We start from the raw sequence: 18,113 nt of genomic DNA on the forward strand, positions 1-18,113 counted from the left end.
ACAAAAAAATGCCCGGCAAGCCGGGCATCTTTTTTACGCGTACTTACAAGTTGTAGCCGCGCTCGTTGTGTTGTGCCAGGTCGAGGCCGACCGCCTCTTCTTCGTCGGTGACCCGCAGGCCCATCACCGCATCCAGCACCTTGAGGATGATGAACGTCACGATGGCCGTGTAGATCACGGTGAAGCCGACGCCTTTGCACTGGATCCAGACTTGCGCCGCGATGTCAGTGGTGGCCGCGTTGAAGCCGCCCAGGGAAGGTGCAGCGAACACGCCGGTCAGGATCGCGCCGAGGATACCGCCGATACCGTGTACGCCGAAGGCGTCCAGGGAGTCGTCGTAGCCCAGCTTGCGTTTCAGGGTGGTGGCGCAGAAGAAGCACACCACGCCCGCTGCCAAACCAATCACCAGAGCGCCCATCGGGCCCACGGTGCCGGCAGCCGGGGTGATTGCCACAAGGCCCGCCACCACACCCGAGGCGATGCCCAGCGCACTTGGCTTACCGTGGGTGACCCACTCGGCGAACATCCAGCCCAGCGCCGCAGCAGCGGTAGCGATCTGGGTCACCAGCATCGCCATGCCGGCAGTGCCGTTGGCCGCTGCCGCGGAGCCGGCGTTGAAGCCGAACCAGCCGATCCACAGCATGGCTGCGCCGATCAGGGTGTAACCCAGGTTGTGCGGTGCCATCGGAGTGGTCGGGAAGCCCTTGCGCTTGCCCAAAACCAGGCACGCCACCAGGCCGGCCACACCGGCGTTGATGTGCACCACGGTGCCGCCTGCGAAGTCCAGCACGCCCCAGTCGCCCAGCAACGAGCCCGGACCGCCCCACACCATGTGGGCAATCGGCGCGTAAACCAGGGTGAACCAGACGCCCATGAAAATCAGCATCGCGGAGAACTTCATACGCTCGGCGAAAGCACCGACGATCAGCGCAGGCGTAATGATGGCAAACGTCATCTGGAAGGTGACGAACACCGCCTCAGGGAACAGCGCCGCAGGGCCGGTGATGCTCGCCGGGGTCACGCCCGACAGGAACAGTTTCGACAGGCCGCCGACGAACGAGTTGAGGTTGACGACGCCTGCTTCCATACCGGTGGTGTCGAACGCCATGCTGTAGCCGTAAACGAACCACAGGATGGTGATCAGGCCGGTGATGGCGAAGCACTGCATCATCACGGAAAGAATGTTTTTGGAGCGAACCATGCCGCCGTAGAACAGCGCCAGGCCCGGAATGGTCATGAACAGCACCAGCGCGGTGGATGTGAGCATCCACGCCGTGTCGCCGGAATTGAGGACTGGAGCAGGGGCTGGATCCGCCGCCAATGCCAGGGCCGGCATTACGAGGGACAACAGGGCTCCTAGCCCTGCGAATTTACGCAGAGTCATATTGTTTTCTCCTGGGGCGTTGGGGGTTTGGCGGCTTAGATTGCGTCGGTATCGGTTTCGCCGGTACGGATGCGAATAGCCTGTTCCAGATTGACCACGAAGATCTTGCCGTCACCGATCTTGCCGGTGTTGGCCGCCTTGGTTATCGCCTCGATAACCCGGTCAAGATCCTTGTCGTCAATGGCGACATCAATCTTCACCTTTGGCAGGAAATCGACCACGTATTCCGCGCCGCGATACAGCTCGGTGTGACCCTTCTGCCGACCGAAGCCTTTGACCTCAGTAACGGTAATGCCCTGCACGCCGATCTCGGACAACGACTCGCGTACATCGTCCAACTTGAACGGCTTGATGATGGCAGTGACTAGCTTCATGAAAACTCTCTCCCGAATTGGTGGACTTGCCCCAGGAAAACAAACCCGTCTCAAGTCTAAGCGCAGTGCCTGGCTTTGTAACGCGTCGTCGCCTCGGCATTTACCGTCGCGACGCCAGCGAACCACTGGTGACGAAACCTGTACCCCTGATCCGTCGGCGCACTGCATTCGTCACAGCGACTGCATCAGTGCATGGGTCATGATCGTCTAAGCAGAAACCTTGCCAGCTCCGTAAAAATCACTGAAATCAATCCTTTGCCCGCTTGTGCCCACCTGCGGGGCTTTTTGGCGGCGCCATTGCGCACTCAAACGGTGCGCGACCGCCCGGCCCGCTGCGCGAAAAGCGTGCGCACTGAGCTGCGAAAAAAGACTATAGACGCTGCGTGATACACTGCCGGCCAACAGTTTTCCGGAATATTTCCCATGCTCGCGCCCAAAGACCTCCTCGACGCCCTGAGCGGCCACGCCTCTCGCCTATTCAGCGGCGACACCTCGCTGCCCCGCAACGAAATCGAAAGCCAGTTCAAGGCCCTGCTGCAAAGCGGCTTCAGCAAGCTCGACCTGGTCAGCCGGGAAGAGTTTGACAGCCAGATGGTGGTGATCGCCCGTACCCGCGCGCGGCTGGAGAGCCTGGAGGCCAAAGTGGCGGAACTGGAAGCGCGATTGACGCCGCCCTCTGCGGAATAACCGCGGTCAATGTGGGACCTGGCTTGCCTGCGATAGCGGTTTGTCAGTAAGCCCGGTGATGTCTGGCCCACCGCCATCGCAGGCAAGCCAGCTCCCACATAAAGCTCTACGGGCTGCTTTGGATACGTTCTGTAAAACGTCCCCCGCAGCCCCCTTCCCCACCTCGTCTACCCTTGAAAAACCCGCAGGAAGCGGCCTCCCTTTCAAGGAACGAGCATGTCCCTCGCCATTGTCCACAGTCGCGCCCAAATTGGCGTTGAAGCTCCCGCCGTCACCGTCGAAGTGCACATGGCCAACGGCCTGCCATCCCTGACGCTGGTTGGCCTGCCGGAAACCGCCGTGAAGGAAAGCAAGGACCGCGTGCGCAGCGCCATCCTCAACTGCGCGCTGCAATATCCGGCCCGGCGCATCACCCTCAATCTCGCGCCCGCCGACCTGCCCAAGGACGGCGGGCGCTTTGATTTGGCGATTGCCCTGGGAATCCTGGCGGCCAGTGTGCAGGTGCCGTCGTTGATGCTCGATGACGTGGAATGCCTCGGGGAATTGGCGCTGTCCGGCGAGGTGCGGGCCGTGAAAGGCGTGCTGCCGGCCGCGTTGGCGGCGCGCAAGGCCGGGCGCACCGTGATAGTGCCGCGGGCAAATGCCGAGGAAGCGTGCCTGGCGTCGGGGTTGAAGGTGATTGCCGTGGATCACCTGCTGCAAGTGGTGGCGCACCTCAATGGGCAGGTGCCGATTGAGCCTTACAGGTCAGATGGCCTGCTGTATTTGAACAAGCCTTATCCGGATTTGAGCGAGGTGCAGGGCCAGCTGGCAGCCAAACGCGCGTTGCTCATTGCCGCAGCAGGCGCGCATAACCTGTTGTTCAGCGGGCCGCCGGGCACCGGCAAAACACTGCTCGCCAGCCGCCTTCCCGGCTTGCTGCCACCTTTGAGTGAGCAGGAAGCCCTGGAAGTGGCCGCGATTCAGTCCGTGGTCAGCCTGGCGCCGTTGAGCCACTGGCCACATCGCCCCTTTCGCCAGCCACACCATTCGGCCTCCGGCCCCGCGCTGGTGGGCGGTGGATCAAAGCCGCAACCGGGTGAAATCACGCTGGCCCATCACGGCGTATTGTTTCTGGATGAACTGCCGGAATTTGATCGCAAGGTGCTGGAAGTACTGCGCGAACCCCTGGAGTCAGGCCATATCGTAATTTCCCGCGCCCGCGACCGCGTGAGCTTCCCCGCCCGCTTCCAGCTCGTCGCGGCAATGAACCCCTGCCCCTGCGGCTACATGGGCGAACCCAGCGGGCGCTGCCGTTGCACGCCGGAGCAAATCCAGCGTTACCGCAACAAGCTCTCGGGGCCGTTGCTGGACCGGATCGACCTGCACCTGACCGTCGCCCGGGAAACTACTGCGCTCAACCCCAGCCAACAGCCTGGCGACACGACGGCAAAGGCTTCAGCACAAGTCGCCGAAGCCCGCGAACGCCAACAAAAACGCCAGGGTTGTGCCAATGCCTTCCTCGACCTGCCGGGCTTGCGCGCGCACTGCCAACTGGCCAAGGCCGATGAAAACTGGCTGGAGAGCGCCTGCGAGCGGCTGACGTTATCGCTGCGCGCGGCTCACAGGCTGCTCAAGGTCGCGCGCACCCTGGCTGACCTTGAACAGGTGGAGAACATTGCCCGGCATCATTTGGCCGAGGCCCTGCAATATCGGCCTGCGGCGGTCAGCTAACTTTTTGAGGCAAACGAACTGCTGTGGCGAGCGGGCTTGTTGTGGCGAGGGAGCAAGCTCCCTCGCCACAGCCCTAGCGGAAGCGGTCCACTTCCTGGCGCAAGCCGGCCGCCAGGGTTTCCAGTTCCTTGGCGGTGATCGCCAGGTTTGAAACCACTTCGCGCTGTTCGCTATTGGCCAGCGCAATGCTTTGCAGGTTGCTGCTGAGCACGTTCGCAGTGCTGCTCTGCTCCTGGGTGGCGGTGGTAATCGCGGCAAATTGCTGGCCGGCCGAGCGGCTTTGCTCGTCGATGCGCGCTAACGCTGAGGCCACATCGGCATTGCGCGACAGGCCTTCCTGCATCAGCACGTTGCCGTGTTCCATGGTGCTGATGGCGTTGCCGGTTTCCTGCTGGATACTCTGGATCATCACCGAAATTTCATCCGTGGCCTGGCGGGTGCGCGACGCCAGGTTGCGCACTTCGTCCGCCACCACGGCAAAACCTCGGCCTTGTTCACCGGCGCGAGCAGCCTCAATGGCGGCGTTGAGCGCCAACAGGTTGGTTTGCTCGGCAATCGAGGTGATCACCCCTACGATCCCGCCGATTTCCTGGGAACGCTGGCCCAAGGTGTTGATCACCGTGGCCGTGCTGTTCAGCGCGGTGGCGATATGTTCCAGGGACGACGACGCCTCTTGCATCGAGGTACGGCCAATGCGGGTCTGTTGCGCATTTTCCTGCGCAAGCCGCTCGGTGTTGCCCATGTTGTCGGCGATGTTCAGCGACGTGGCGCTGAATTCTTCCACCGCGCCCGCCATGCTGGTGATCTCGCCGGACTGCTGCTCCATGCCCTCATACGCGCCGCCCGACAACCCGGACAGCGCCTGCGCACGGCTGTTGACCTCTTCGGCCGCCTTGCGAATGTGCGACACCATGGTCGACAGCGCCTCGCCCATCTGGTTGAAACTGCGCGCCAGCTGGCCGATTTCGTCATGGCTGGACACGTTCAGGCGCGCGCTCAAATCCCCTGCGCCCAAGGCTTCGGCCTGACGCACCAAGTCACTCAGAGGCTGCAATTTGCTGCGCAGTAACCAGACTGCCGCGCCGACAGCCAACAACATCGCCAGCACGCTGCCGATCACCAGGCGAATACCCACGGCCCAGGTCACCGCGCGGATTTCCGATTTCGGCATGCTCGCCACCACCGACCACGGGCCGCCTTCAAACGGCACCGAGACGCTGTAGAAATCTTCGTTCTTGTCGCTCCAGAAGCGGCCTTCGCCCGGCTTCTTCGCCAGGTCGACCATCACCGGCACGGCCTGGTCCAGCGCCTGCACGCCCGCCGGTGGCACCAGCCAGTGTTTCTGCTCATCCAGCAACGCCAGTGAGCCGGTCTGGCCGATCCGGAAGCGCTTGAGGTTTTCGAACTGGGCTTTCTGCTCATCGGTGTAATCGAAGCCGATGAACAACACGGCAATGACTTTGCCGCTGGCGTCGCGCACCGGGCTGTATTGGGTCATGTAGGAACGGTCGAACAGTACCGCGCGGCCTACATAATTCTGACCCGCCAGCAAGCGCTGGTAGGCCGGATGCTGGTGGTCGAGCACGGTGCCGATGGCACGGTTGCCGTCCTGCTTGGTCAGGGAGGTACTGATGCGGATGAAGTCTTCGCCGCTGCGCACGAACACGGTGGCCACGCCGCCGGACATCTGCTTGAACTCATCCACTTCTTCGAAGTTGTTGTTCAGCACCTGATCGCCCAGGTAAAGGCTTGGGGTCTGTACACCGGCCACGGTCACCGGCTGGTCCGCGTGCACGCTCAACCCTGCGCCGAAGCGCTTTTCAAACAGCCCGCTCAAACGCTGGGTACTTTCGCGCAAGGTGCTGTGGAAGGTATTGAGTTGGTCGGCCAGCAGGCGCGCCTCGCTGGCCAGGTGCTCCTCGCGGGTGTCGAGGTTGGCGGAGTCGAGGGAACGCAGGGCAAAAACAGTGCTGCCGCTGATGACGACAGCCAGAATCACGGCCAAGGCGAGGCCTAACTGGGACGCGATCCGAGCGCGAGGTTGAGACATAGAAGCTCCTGGCCGAGGCCAGGATCATCCTGATCTCTTAGCGTTGCTCGGCAAATTATCTGGTGGGAAACGTTGAAACGCGGGGGTTCCAACACACCTTCTTCGGCGGGCACGGCCAATACTTGAGCGATTCGCAGGGGTATCGCGCAAACGATTGCACGAACGGTCAATCCAGACGCTCAACCTGAGGCAGTTCCATGGCCTTGACTTCGCCCTGAAGAAACTCCGCCAGCCGGCGCAAACGCTCGCCGCCGGGGCGGGTTTTCGGCCACACCAGATAGTAATTTTCCCGGCTCGCCACTGCGGTTGGCCAGGGCAGGCTGAGGCGCCCCTGGGCCACGTCTTCGGCCACCATCAGCAAGTCGCCCATGGAAACGCCATAACCCCGCGCGGCGGCGATCATGCCCAGCTCCAGCGTGTCGAACACCTGCCCGCCCTTGAGGGAAACCTGGGACGACAGCCCCATGCGCTCCAGCCAGTTGCGCCAGTCGCGGCGGTCGGGTGTGGGGTGCAGCAGTTCGGCGGCGGCCAGGCGGTTCACATCCCACGGGCCGTCATCGAGCAGGTTCGGCGCACCGACCGGAATCAACAGCTCGGGGAACAGGTAGCACGCCTCCCAATCTGCCGGGAAATGCCCGTAGCTCAACAGCACCGCGCAGTCGAAGGGTTCCTGGTTGAAGTCGACTTCATCCACGCTCATCCACGCGCTGGTCAATTGCACTTCATTACCCGACTGCAAGGCGCGGAAGCGGCTGATCCGCGCCAGCAGCCAGCGCATGGTCAGGGTGGACGGCGCCTTCATGCGCAAGATGTCGTCTTCGGCATTCAGGGTATGGCAGGCGCGCTCCAGCGCCGCGAAACCTTCGCGCACGCCAGGCAATAACAGGCGCGCCGCTTCAGTGAGTTGCAGGCTGCGCCCGCTGCGCTGGAACAGGCGGCAGGCAAAATGTTCTTCAAGGGTGCGGATATGCCGGCTGACGGCACTTTGAGTGATCGACAACTCGTCCGCCGCCCGAGTGAATGAGTTGTGGCGGGAGGCTGCCTCAAAGGCGCGCAGGGCATAAAGCGGGGGAAGACGACGGGTCATAAGGAAAGATCCTACAGCGCAATGCCTCACCCTACCAGAATCGCCATACATGAGTTTTAGTCATGCGGATGATCGCTTTTATCCTTTTGTGGAAGGCGCCCGAAGCGCCGAGAATCAACCCTCCCCCAACCCTCTGACTTTTCGAGCGTGATGATCATGCAACATCCGGCGCGTACCGAACTCTGGGCCATTCTGCGGCTGTCAGGGCCGTTGATTGCTTCACAGTTGGCACACATGCTGATGGTGCTGACCGACACCCTGATGATGGCCCGCCTGAGCCCCGAGGCGTTGGCCGGCGGCGGCCTGGGCGCGGCGAGCTACTCGTTCGTGGCGATTTTCTGCATCGGCGTGATTGCCGCCGTGGGCACCCTCGTGGCCATTCGGCACGGCGCCGGCGACATCGAAGGCGCGACTCGCCTCACTCAGGCCGGGCTTTGGCTGGCGTGGCTGATGGCACTGGTTGCCGCGTTGCTGCTTTGGAACCTCAAACCCGTGCTGCTGATGTTCGGCCAGACCCCAACCAACGTGCAGTCGGCGGGGCAATTTCTGACGATCCTGCCCTTCGCCCTGCCCGGCTACCTGAGTTTCATGGCCCTGCGCGGTTTCACCAGCGCCATCGGCAAGGCAACGCCGGTGATGGTGATCAGCCTGTGCGGCACAGTGCTCAACTACCTGCTCAACCACGCACTGATCGAGGGCCTGTTCGGCCTGCCGAAACTGGGCTTGGTGGGCATCGGCCTGGTGACTGCGATTGTCGCCAACAGCATGGCGTTGGCATTGTGGTTTTACATCCGCAGTAACCGGACTTACTCGGCCTATCCGCTGGGCAACGGTTTGCTGCGCCTCAACACCCAATATCTGCGCGAACTATGGCGCCTGGGCCTGCCCATTGGCGGCACGTACGCGGTGGAAGTCGGGCTGTTTGCCTTTGCGGCGCTGTGCATGGGCACCATGGGCAGCACGCAGTTGGCGGCGCATCAGATTGCCCTGCAAATCGTCTCGGTGGCCTTCATGGTGCCGGCGGGGATGTCCTACGCGATCACCATGCGCATCGGCCAGCATTACGGCGCCGGGCAACTGGTGCATGCGCGTTTGGCCGGGCGAGTCGGCATCGGCTTTGGTGCGGCGGTGATGTTGGGGTTCGCCGCTGTGCTGTGGCTGTTTTCCGACCCGTTAATAGGACTGTTCCTGGACCATAACGACCCCGCCTTCCATGACGTCATCGTATTGGCCGTCAGCTTGCTGGCTGTCGCGGCCTGGTTTGAACTGTTCGACGGCGTGCAGACCATTGCCATGGGCTGCATTCGCGGGCTGAAGGACGCCAAGACGACGTTTCTGGTGGGTTTGGGTTGTTACTGGCTGATCGGCGCGCCGTCCGCCTGGTTGATGGCGTTCACCCTGGGCTGGGGGCCGACCGGCGTGTGGTGGGGTCTGGCGCTGGGCCTGGCGTGCGCGGCTGTGAGCTTGACCTGGGCGTTTGAGGTGAAGATGAAACGCATGATTCGGCGGGAGCCTGAAGTTCGCGCTGAATTCCAGGCCATGCAACCCGACTGATTGAATGTACTCAGTCCATGTGGGAGCTGGCTTGCCTGCGATGACAGTGTGTCAGGCAAAACATCTGTTACTGATGCACCGCTATCGCAGGCAAGCCAGCTTCCACAGTTGATCGGGTTTGCCACTCTCAGCCCAACAAAACCTGCTGGCTCTTGCCGAACGTCAGGTATTCCACCAGCTCCGGCAACGGCAGCGGCTTGCTGATCAAGTAACCCTGCGCCTGATCACACCCAAATAAACGCAACAACGCCAACTGCTCTGGCGTTTCCACCCCCTCGGCCACCACTTCCAGATTCAGGTTGTGGGCCAGGTTGATCATGGCGTGCACCAGCTTGCGATTTTCTTCGCGTTCTTCCATGCCGCCGACGAAGCTCTTGTCGATCTTCAACAACGCAATCGGAAGGCTGTTGAGGTGCACGAATGACGAGAAGCCGGTGCCGAAGTCATCCAGAGAAAAACGCACACCAAGGCGGCCGAGGGCGTCCATGGTTTGCTTGACCAGATCGCTGCGGCGCATCACGGCAGTTTCGGTCAGTTCGAATTCCAGCCACTGCGCTTCCACGCCTCGTTCGGCAATCAGCCGGCTCAGCGTAGAAAGCAACTGGCTGTCCTGGAACTGGCGGAACGACAGGTTCACCGCCATGTGCAACGGCGGCAGGCCGCGCTCGCGCAGGTCTTGCATGTCACGCAGGGCACGGGAAATCACCCAGTAGCCCAACGGCACGATCAGCCCGCTTTGCTCGGCCAAGGGCACGAATTCGCTCGGCGGCAACAGCCCGCGCTCGCCATGGCGCCAGCGCACCAAGGCTTCGAGGCCAACGATGTGCCCGTCGTCCAGGTCCAGGCGCGGCTGGTAATGCAGTTCCAGTTCGTCACGGCGCAAGGCGCGGCGCAGTTCGCTTTCGAGGTCGGCCAGGCTGCGCGCGTTGCGGTTGATGCGTTCGTTGAAGATATGAAAGGTGCAACCCTGTGTGCTTTTGGCTTGCTGCATGGCGATGTGCGCGTGCCACATCAGGGGGTCGGCGCCGGCACGGGCGCGGGCGTGGGCCACGCCGAGGCTGCAGCCGATCAGCAGGCTTTCGCCATCCACCCAGTAGGGCTCGGCCATGACTTCGGTGATGCGTTCGGCCATCCACTCGGCGCGCTGGGGGGCGCGGCGGGTGTCGATCAGCAGCGCGAATTCATCGCTGCCCAGGCGCGCCAGTTGGTCGCCGGCTTCCAGCTGGCTTTTGAGGCGCGACACCACCTGCAGGATCAGGCGATCACCGGCCTGGTGGCCGAGGGCATCGTTGGCATGCCGGAAGTTGTCGAGGTCCAGATGGCCGAGGGCCAGGCCGCGCCCTTCGTTTTCCGCCAGACGCGCCGCCAGCAAGGTCTGGAACCCCTGCCGATTGGCGATGCCGGTGAGCGGGTCCTGTTCGGCAAGGCGTTGCAGGGTGTTTTCCAGCACACCGCGCTCGCGAACATGGCGCAGGCAGCGTCGCAATGTATCGGCGTCCAATACATCAAGAATCAGCCAGTCACTGACGCCCAGCGGCGACACCAGCGGCTCCTGCTCCAAAAGCAACACACACGGCAAGCTGCAACGGCCGGGGCCGGGCTGCAGGCTTGGGGTGGTCAATAACACGGCACCGTGGTCGTCATCGAACAGACGACTCACCGAGTCCCAGTTGGGGGCGCTGATCAGCACAACCCCATCGCCCATCGGCACCAGGCACTCGCGCAATAACGCTGCCCACGCTGGCTCATCGGCCAGTAGCAGCAAACGCAAGGGTTCGACAGGCGTAGACAAGCTAGCTCCCTAGACTCGGCAAGATTTCGTTGGCGGCGGGCATTATGACGTGCGGCCTGACAATCACCAATGATAGTAATTATCAAATACGCAGGCTTCCTGCCTTGGTCGCAACCTTAGCCGGAAAAAGCCCCCCACATCCTGCGGCAAAGTATCAAAACCGGCAAATTTAGATCGAGTGGTACGTCACACTGTCGTTCTGTGAGAGCAGAATCCTGCGAGCCTGTTAAAATGCCCGCCCTTTTGATCAACGACTCCCTGAACTCTGTATGTCCCGACTCAATCCCCGGCAGCAAGAAGCCGTGAACTACGTCGGCGGCCCTCTATTGGTGCTCGCCGGTGCAGGCTCCGGCAAGACCAGCGTGATCACCCGCAAGATCGCGCACCTGATCCAGAACTGCGGCATCCGCGCCCAGTACATCGTCGCCATGACCTTCACCAACAAGGCCGCGCGGGAAATGAAGGAGCGTGTCGGCACGCTGCTCAAAAGCGGCGAAGGTCGCGGCCTCACCGTGTGCACGTTCCACAACCTGGGCCTGAACATCATCCGCAAGGAGCACGCGCGGCTGGGCTACAAGCCGGGCTTCTCGATCTTTGACGAGACGGATGTGAAGTCGCTGATGACCGACATCATGCAGAAGGAATACGCAGGCGACGACGGCGTGGACGAGATCAAGAACATGATCGGCGCCTGGAAAAACGACCTGATCCTGCCCGCCCAGGCCGTGGAAAACGCGCGCAACCCCAAGGAACAGACCGCCGCCATCGTCTACACCCACTACCAGCGCACGCTCAAGGCGTTCAACGCGGTGGACTTCGACGACCTGATCCTGCTGCCGGTGAAGCTGTTCGAGGAACACGCCGATATCCTCGAAAAATGGCAGAACAAGGTGCGCTACCTGCTGGTGGACGAATACCAGGACACCAACGCCAGCCAATACCTGCTGGTGAAAATGCTGATCGGCAAACGCAACCAGTTCACCGTGGTAGGCGACGACGACCAGTCGATCTACGCCTGGCGCGGCGCGCGCCCGGAAAACCTGATGCTGCTCAAGGACGATTACCCGTCCCTGAAAGTGGTGATGCTGGAGCAGAACTACCGCTCCACCAGCCGCATCCTGCGCTGCGCCAACGTGTTGATCTCCAACAACCCCCACGAGTTTGAAAAACAACTGTGGAGTGAGATGGGCCACGGTGACGAGATCCGCGTGATCCGCTGCCGCAACGAAGACGCCGAAGCCGAGCGCGTGGCCATGGAAATCCTCAGCCTGCACCTGCGCACCGACCGGCCGTACAGCGACTTTGCGATCCTCTATCGCGGCAACTACCAGGCCAAGCTGATCGAGCTGAAATTGCAGCACCACCAGGTGCCGTATCGCCTGTCAGGCGGCAACAGCTTTTTCGGACGCCAGGAAGTGAAAGACCTGATGGCCTACTTCCGCCTGATCGTAAACCCGGACGACGACAACGCCTTCCTGCGCGTGATCAACGTGCCGCGCCGCGAAATCGGCTCCACCACGCTGGAAAAGCTCGGCAACTACGCCACCGAACGCAAAATCTCGATGTACGCCGCCACCGACGAAATCGGCCTGGGCGAACACCTGGACACGCGTTTCACCGATCGCCTGTCACGCTTCAAGCGTTTCATGGACAAGGTGCGCGAGCAGTGCGCCGGCGAAGACCCGATCAGCGCGCTGCGCAGCATGGTCATGGACATCGACTACGAGAACTGGCTGCGCACCAACAGTTCCAGCGACAAGGCCGCCGACTACCGCATGAGCAACGTGTGGTTCCTGATCGAGGCGCTGAAGAACACCCTGGAAAAAGACGAAGACGGCGAGATGACCGTCGAAGACGCCATCGGCAAGCTGGTACTGCGCGACATGCTCGAGCGTCAGCAGGAAGAGGAAGACGGCGCCGAAGGCGTGCAGATGATGACCTTGCATGCGTCCAAGGGCCTGGAATTTCCCTACGTGTTCATCATGGGCATGGAAGAGGAAATTCTCCCACACCGTTCCAGCATTGAAGCTGACACCATCGAGGAAGAGCGCCGACTGGCCTACGTGGGCATCACCCGCGCGCGCCAGACCCTGGCGTTCACCTTTGCCGCCAAGCGCAAGCAATACGGCGAAATCATCGATTGTGCCCCCAGCCGGTTCCTGGATGAGCTGCCGCCGGACGACCTGGCCTGGGAAGGCAATGACGACACCCCGACCGAGGTGAAGGCCGTTCGCGGCAACACCGCCCTGGCGGATATACGCGCGATGTTAAAGCGCTAGAATCGACTACTTTTTAATCTACTTTCGGCGCACATCGCGCCATTAGAGGAAGCTTTCCGTGGAAGCACTGCACAAGAAAATTCGCGAAGAAGGCATCGTGCTTTCCGATCAGGTACTCAAGGTCGACGCCTTTCTGAACCACCAGATCGACCCGGCGCTGATGAAACTGATCGGCGACGAATTCGCCGCGCTGTTCAAGGACTCGGGCATCACCAAGATCGTCACCATCGAAGCCTCCGGCATTGCACCGGCGATCATGACCGGGCTGAACCTCGGCGTGCCGGTGATCTTCGCCCGCAAGCAACAGTCCCTGACCCTGACCGAAAACCTGCTGTCGGCGACGGTGTACTCCTTCACCAAGAAAGTCGAAAGCACCGTGGCGATTTCCCCGCGCCACCTGACCAGCAGCGACCGTGTGCTGGTGATCGATGACTTTTTGGCCAATGGCAAAGCGTCCCAGGCGCTGATTTCGATCATCAAGCAGGCGGGCGCTACCGTGGCGGGCCTGGGGATTGTGATCGAGAAATCGTTCCAGGGCGGCCGTGCGGAACTGGATGCGCAGGGTTACCGGGTTGAGTCGCTGGCGCGGGTCAAGTCGCTGGCCGGTGGCGTGGTCACCTTCATCGAGTAACCGCTGCCCCTGAGTGGGTAGGGTAAAAAATGTGGGAGCTGGCTTGCCTGCGATAAGAGCCTGACAGTCGACATATCTGTCGCCTGACACACCGATATCGCAGGCAAGCCAGCTCCCACAGTTGGTTTTGTGGGGGCCTTAGTGCGCGGTGGCCTGTAGGCCGGCGAGCAGCAACCGCTGATAGAGGTCTTCTTTCAGCCCCTCCGGCTTATCCAGCCGCATCCGCTCCAGATGCTTGGGAAACGCCTCCGGCTCCGGGGCGTCCAGCGCGGCCTTGCCCAGTTCCAGAATCTCCGTCAGCTTGAATTTGCTTTTGAGCCAGTTCAACGCCCGCAACAAGTCCCGCTCTTCATCGGTGAAATCACTGCCCAGCGGGTATTCGGGGAACAAGCGACGATGCCTGGCCTGAATCGCCTTGAGCCGCTCCGGCGTGTTATCGGCAAAGCGTGGGTCAAGGCGGAAATCCTCCGGCAACTTGTCGGCTTTTTGCGCTTGCTTGATCAAGTCGCCCTGGAAGCGTGAGTCGGTCACATTGAGCAGCGCTTCAATCACCTTGGCATCCGTCTGACCCCGCAAGTCGGCAATTCCGTACTCGGTAATCACGATATCCCGCAAATGCCGGGGAATCGTGCAGTGGCCGTATTCCCACACGATATTGGAACTGACCTCCCCCGCCGACTCGCGCCAACTGCGCAAAATCAGGATCGACCGTGCGCCTTCGAGCGCATGCCCTTGCGCAACAAAGTTGTACTGCCCGCCCACGCCGCTGAGCACGCGGCCATCTTCCAACTGGTCGGCCACGCCCGCACCGAGCAAGGTCACCATGATCGCGCTGTTGATAAACCGCGCGTCCAGGCGCTGCAGGCGTTTGAGTTGTTCCTCGCCGTACAGCTCGTTGATATAGCTGATGCGGGTCATGTTGAATTCAAGGCGCTTGGCGTGGGTCATTTCCTGCAGGCGCTGGTAAAAACTGCGCGGCCCGAGGAAGAAACCGCCGTGGATCGACACGCCGTCCGGCTGGGCGGCGTCATCCAGTGTGCCCGCGTTGGCTTGTTCCTGAGTCGCTACATCCGGGTAGACCTTGCGCCGGATAATCCCGGCATCCGCCAGCACCAGCAGGCCATTGACGAACATTTCACTGCAGCCGTAGAGGCCACGGGCGAAAGGGTCGACGCCGCCTTCATGACTGATCAGCGGCGCCCACTGGTACACGTCGAGGTCGGTCAGCAGCAGACGATAGGCTTCGTTGTCAGCCTGGCGCGCCAGCAAGGCGGCGGTCAAGGCATCGCCCATGGAGCCGATGCCGATCTGCAGGGTGCCGCCGTCGCGGACCAGGGTGCTGGCATGCAGGCCGATAAAATGGTCTTGAAACCCCACCGGCATGTTCGGCGTGGAGAACAGCGTGGTGCTGTCCTTGGCGTCGATCAGGTAGTCGAAGGCGTCCATGCCCAGCTCGGAGTCGCCGGGCATGTAGGGCAAATCGCTGTGAACCTGGCCGACCACCAGAATGGTTTCGCCGGCGTCGCGGCGCTTTTCGATCATCGGCAGCAGGTCGAGGGTGATGTCCGGGTTGCAGCTCAAGCTCAGGCGGTCGGGGTGTTCGGTGCTGCTGGCCACCAATTGCGCCACCAGGTTCAGGCCGGCGGCATTGATGTCGCGGGCGGCATGACTGTAGTTGCTGCTGACGTAGTCCTGTTGGGCCGACGTGCTGTGCAGCAGGCTGCCGGGCTGCATGAAGAATTGTTGTATGCGGATGTTGGCCGGCAACGTGTCCTTGTGCAGGTCAGCGAGGAAATCCAGTTCGGGGTAATCGCCAAACACACGCTCGATGAAGGGTTCGAGAAAGCGCTTCTGCAATCCATCGCCGAAGGGCGGGCGGCCAAGGCTCAGCGCGGTGTAGATCGTCAGTTGCCGCTCGGGCAGCTTGGCGATGCGCCGGTACAGCGCGTTGACGAACAGGTTGGGTTTGCCCAGACCCAGGGGCATGCCCATGTGGATATGCGCCGGCAAGCGCGCCAGTACGTCGTCAACTGCTTGCTCGATTGAACACAACTGCACCATCCGACCCTCCTGAACATTCCATGATTAGGGGTTGGACCGAGCTTGCCGGGTCTTTGCTGCAATGAACAGCGTCGAAACACAAATAGCGGGCACAAAAAAGCCGCTCACAAGCGGCTTTTTGGCGAAGATCGGTTTATTTCAGGCCCGACATCTTCTCGATTGCACCTTTAAGCTCGTCATCCGAGCAATCACTGCAGGTGCCTTTGGGCGGCATGGCGTTGATGCCCGTAATAGCCTTGGCGAGCAGGCCGTCTACTCCGCCTTGCTCCTTGGCACGCTTGCCCCAGTCGGCGGCGTCGCCGATTTTCGGCGCACCCAACAGGCCCGTGCCGTGACACGCGTTGCAATGCTTGGCGATCACCTCATCCGGCGTTTTTGCACCGCCGCCGCCACCAGCTGCCACCGCGACTTCCATCCCTTTGCATTCCTGGCCCTGGACACAGACCTGGCCCACAGGCTCCAGGCGCTTGGCAATTTCATCATTGGTCGCAGCTTGAGCGCTGACAGCCCATAGGGCCAGTACGGTTGCTGGTGCAGCCAGCATTTTCATAATTAGGTTCACGCGTTCACCCTCAATGGTGGCTATTCACGCCTGCGGCCACGGTTTCGCAGGCGGCGAAAGTATAACGGTTAGCCCGCAAGGCCGAAACAACCCTATTAAATAAAGGGAGATTCGGCCGAGCGGTTACAGCGACGGGTGTGTCTGCAACGCTGGCAGCACGCCTCTTCTGTCAAAAGTTCGCAGGTGTGGCTGCGCTGATTAGTCGCGCCGGCACATCGAACGGGTTACGAAAACGATGGGGCTTGGTGCTTTCAAAGTAGTAGCTATCGCCGGCTTCGAGCACAAAAGTTTCAAGACCGACCACCAATTCCAGACGTCCTTCCACCAGAATCCCGGTTTCCTCGCCTTCGTGGGTGAGCATTTCTTCGCCCGTGTCGGCGCCCGGCGGGTAGATCTCATTAAGAAACGCAATCGCCCGGCTGGGGTGCGCCCGGCCTACCAGTTTCATGGTGACGGCGCCGTCAGAGATGTCGATCAGCTCATTGGCTTTATAGACGATCTGCGTCGGTATTTCCTGGAGGATCTCCTCGGAAAAGAACTCGACCATGGACATGGGGATACCGCCCAATACCTTGCGCAAGGAGCTGATCGAGGGGCTGACGCTGTTTTTTTCGATCATCGAAATGGTGCTGTTGGTGACACCCGCACGCTTGGCGAGCTCACGCTGGGAAAGACCTTTGAGTTTACGGATGGATTGCAGTCGTTCGCCGACGTCCAATGCAGGAGCCTCCTAGGATTCAGGCGTTGTTGTAATTGAGCGTTATCATGGCGACAGCGTTCAGTATTTACAACACTTGGGCCTAAATCCCGGACGGCCTGGCTCGTCGTCCCGCCTCAAGCGCCGGAATAGAGCCTTGGCACGCGACGCAGGTTGCAGAAGATCTGGTACGGAATGGTCTCGGCGGCCGCCGCGACGTCGCTGGCGAGGATGTTTTTGCCCCACAGTTCCACCGGGGAGCCGAGGCCGGCCTGTGGCACATCGGTGAGGTCGATGCACAGCATGTCCATCGACACGCGCCCCAACAATTGGCTGCGCTGCCCCGCCACCAGCACCGGCGTTCCGGTGGGCGCATGGCGCGGGTAGCCGTCGGCGTAACCCATGGCCACCACACCGATACGCATCGGCCTGGGCGTGATGAACTTGGCGCCGTAGCCCACCGGCTCCCCGGCCGGCAGTTCGCGCACACAAATAACCTTGGATTCCAGGGTCATCACCGGCTGCAAACGCGCGGCCACGGCCTGGTCTTCGCCAAACGGCGTGGCGCCGTAGAGCATGATGCCGGGGCGCACCCAGTCGCTGCTCACCCCCGGCCAGCCCATCACGGACGGCGAATTGCGCAGGCTCACTTCAGCCGACAACCCCTGGCGCGCCGCCTCGAAAACGGCCACTTGCTCATTGCTGCGTACGCAATCAAGCTCGTCGGCGCGCGCGAAGTGGCTCATCAACACGATTTTGGCGACCTTGCCGCTGGCCAGCAGGCGCTGATAGGCCTCGTGGTAATCCTTGGGGTGCAGGCCGACGCGGTGCATGCCCGAATCCAGCTTGAGCCAGACCGTCAGCGGCTTGCCGAGTTTGGCTTGCTCAATCGCGTCCAGTTGCCACAGCGAGTGCACCACGCACCACAACTCATGCTCGATGATCAGCGGCAGCTCGTCGGCCTCGAAAAAACCTTCCAACAGCAACACCGGCGCACGAATGCCCGCGGCGCGCAGCTCCAGCGCTTCCTCGATGCACGCCACCGCAAACCCGTCCGCCTCGGTTTCCAGCGCCTGGGCCACACGCACGGCACCATGGCCGTAGGCATCGGCCTTGACCACGGCAAGGGCCTTGGCCCCCGTGACTTCACGGGCCAATTGGTAGTTATGGCGCAGGGCTTGGAGATCGATCAGGGCACGGGCAGGACGCATGGCGGCAGGCTTCTAGGCGGCAAGGTGAAGA

At 61.6% G+C, this 18,113-nt stretch carries 14 protein-coding genes; 5 read left to right on the forward strand and 9 right to left on the reverse strand.

Annotated features, from left to right (window positions below; translation table 11 throughout):
• Positions 1-43 precede the first annotated feature (43 nt).
• Complete coding sequence (locus ATI14_RS05850) at positions 44-1,384, reverse strand: ammonium transporter (RefSeq protein WP_016970541.1); 1,341 nt, start codon at positions 1,382-1,384, stop codon at positions 44-46.
• Positions 1,385-1,419: 35 nt separating this feature from the next.
• Positions 1,420-1,758 carry a P-II family nitrogen regulator gene (glnK, locus tag ATI14_RS05855; RefSeq protein ID WP_002555808.1) on the reverse strand — a complete coding sequence of 113 codons (339 nt, stop codon included), beginning with the start codon at positions 1,756-1,758 and terminating at the stop codon, positions 1,420-1,422.
• Positions 1,759-2,181: 423 nt separating this feature from the next.
• Here glnK and ATI14_RS05860 point away from each other — a divergent pair, with 423 nt between their 5' ends.
• Both ATI14_RS05860 and ATI14_RS05865 read left to right on the forward strand, forming a co-directional pair.
• Complete coding sequence (locus ATI14_RS05860; protein WP_080520162.1) at positions 2,182-2,445, forward strand: accessory factor UbiK family protein; 264 nt, start codon at positions 2,182-2,184, stop codon at positions 2,443-2,445.
• 216 nt (positions 2,446-2,661) lie between these two features.
• Complete coding sequence (locus tag ATI14_RS05865) at positions 2,662-4,158, forward strand: YifB family Mg chelatase-like AAA ATPase (protein WP_080520163.1); 1,497 nt, start codon at positions 2,662-2,664, stop codon at positions 4,156-4,158.
• A gap of 73 nt (positions 4,159-4,231) precedes the next feature.
• Here ATI14_RS05865 and ATI14_RS05870 read toward each other — a convergent pair whose 3' ends face one another.
• Together ATI14_RS05870 and ATI14_RS05875 are read right to left on the reverse strand one after the other, a co-directional pair.
• Entirely contained in the window at positions 4,232-6,208 is a 1,977-nt protein-coding gene (locus tag ATI14_RS05870) for a methyl-accepting chemotaxis protein (RefSeq protein ID WP_016970566.1), read from the reverse strand.
• Between the two features lie 166 nt (positions 6,209-6,374).
• Entirely contained in the window at positions 6,375-7,295 is a 921-nt protein-coding gene (locus tag ATI14_RS05875; protein ID WP_017255583.1) for a LysR substrate-binding domain-containing protein, read from the reverse strand.
• A 150-nt stretch (positions 7,296-7,445) separates the two neighbouring features.
• Here ATI14_RS05875 and ATI14_RS05880 point away from each other — a divergent pair, with 150 nt between their 5' ends.
• Complete coding sequence (locus ATI14_RS05880; protein ID WP_016970567.1) at positions 7,446-8,849, forward strand: NorM family multidrug efflux MATE transporter; 1,404 nt, start codon at positions 7,446-7,448, stop codon at positions 8,847-8,849.
• A 127-nt stretch (positions 8,850-8,976) separates the two neighbouring features.
• Here ATI14_RS05880 and ATI14_RS05885 read toward each other — a convergent pair whose 3' ends face one another.
• Complete coding sequence (locus tag ATI14_RS05885) at positions 8,977-10,641, reverse strand: putative bifunctional diguanylate cyclase/phosphodiesterase (protein ID WP_016970568.1); 1,665 nt, start codon at positions 10,639-10,641, stop codon at positions 8,977-8,979.
• Between the two features lie 269 nt (positions 10,642-10,910).
• Here ATI14_RS05885 and rep point away from each other — a divergent pair, with 269 nt between their 5' ends.
• Both rep and ATI14_RS05895 read left to right on the forward strand, forming a co-directional pair.
• Positions 10,911-12,920: a DNA helicase Rep gene (gene rep / locus ATI14_RS05890; RefSeq protein ID WP_016970569.1), complete on the forward strand. Its 2,010-nt coding sequence runs from the start codon at positions 10,911-10,913 to the stop codon at positions 12,918-12,920.
• 58 nt (positions 12,921-12,978) lie between these two features.
• On the forward strand, positions 12,979-13,551 hold the full coding sequence (locus ATI14_RS05895) for a xanthine phosphoribosyltransferase (protein WP_010207474.1): 573 nt from the start codon (positions 12,979-12,981) through the stop codon (positions 13,549-13,551).
• Positions 13,552-13,689: 138 nt separating this feature from the next.
• Here the strand turns inward: ATI14_RS05895 and ATI14_RS05900 are convergent, their stop codons facing one another.
• The 4 genes from ATI14_RS05900 to alr form a co-directional block, all read right to left on the reverse strand.
• Complete coding sequence (locus ATI14_RS05900) at positions 13,690-15,612, reverse strand: acetyl-CoA hydrolase/transferase C-terminal domain-containing protein (protein WP_016970570.1); 1,923 nt, start codon at positions 15,610-15,612, stop codon at positions 13,690-13,692.
• Positions 15,613-15,745: 133 nt separating this feature from the next.
• On the reverse strand, positions 15,746-16,162 hold the full coding sequence (locus ATI14_RS05905; protein ID WP_016970571.1) for a c-type cytochrome: 417 nt from the start codon (positions 16,160-16,162) through the stop codon (positions 15,746-15,748).
• 181 nt (positions 16,163-16,343) lie between these two features.
• Entirely contained in the window at positions 16,344-16,892 is a 549-nt protein-coding gene (locus ATI14_RS05910; RefSeq protein WP_003176893.1) for a cupin domain-containing protein, read from the reverse strand.
• A gap of 116 nt (positions 16,893-17,008) precedes the next feature.
• A complete protein-coding gene (gene alr / locus ATI14_RS05915; RefSeq protein WP_016970572.1) occupies positions 17,009-18,082 on the reverse strand; it encodes an alanine racemase in 1,074 nt (357 codons plus the stop codon).
• Between the last annotated feature and the right edge of the window lie 31 nt (positions 18,083-18,113).

Origin of the sequence: Pseudomonas tolaasii NCPPB 2192, from assembly GCF_002813445.1 — a bacterium.
In the GTDB taxonomy this organism is placed as follows: domain Bacteria; phylum Pseudomonadota; class Gammaproteobacteria; order Pseudomonadales; family Pseudomonadaceae; genus Aquipseudomonas; species Aquipseudomonas tolaasii.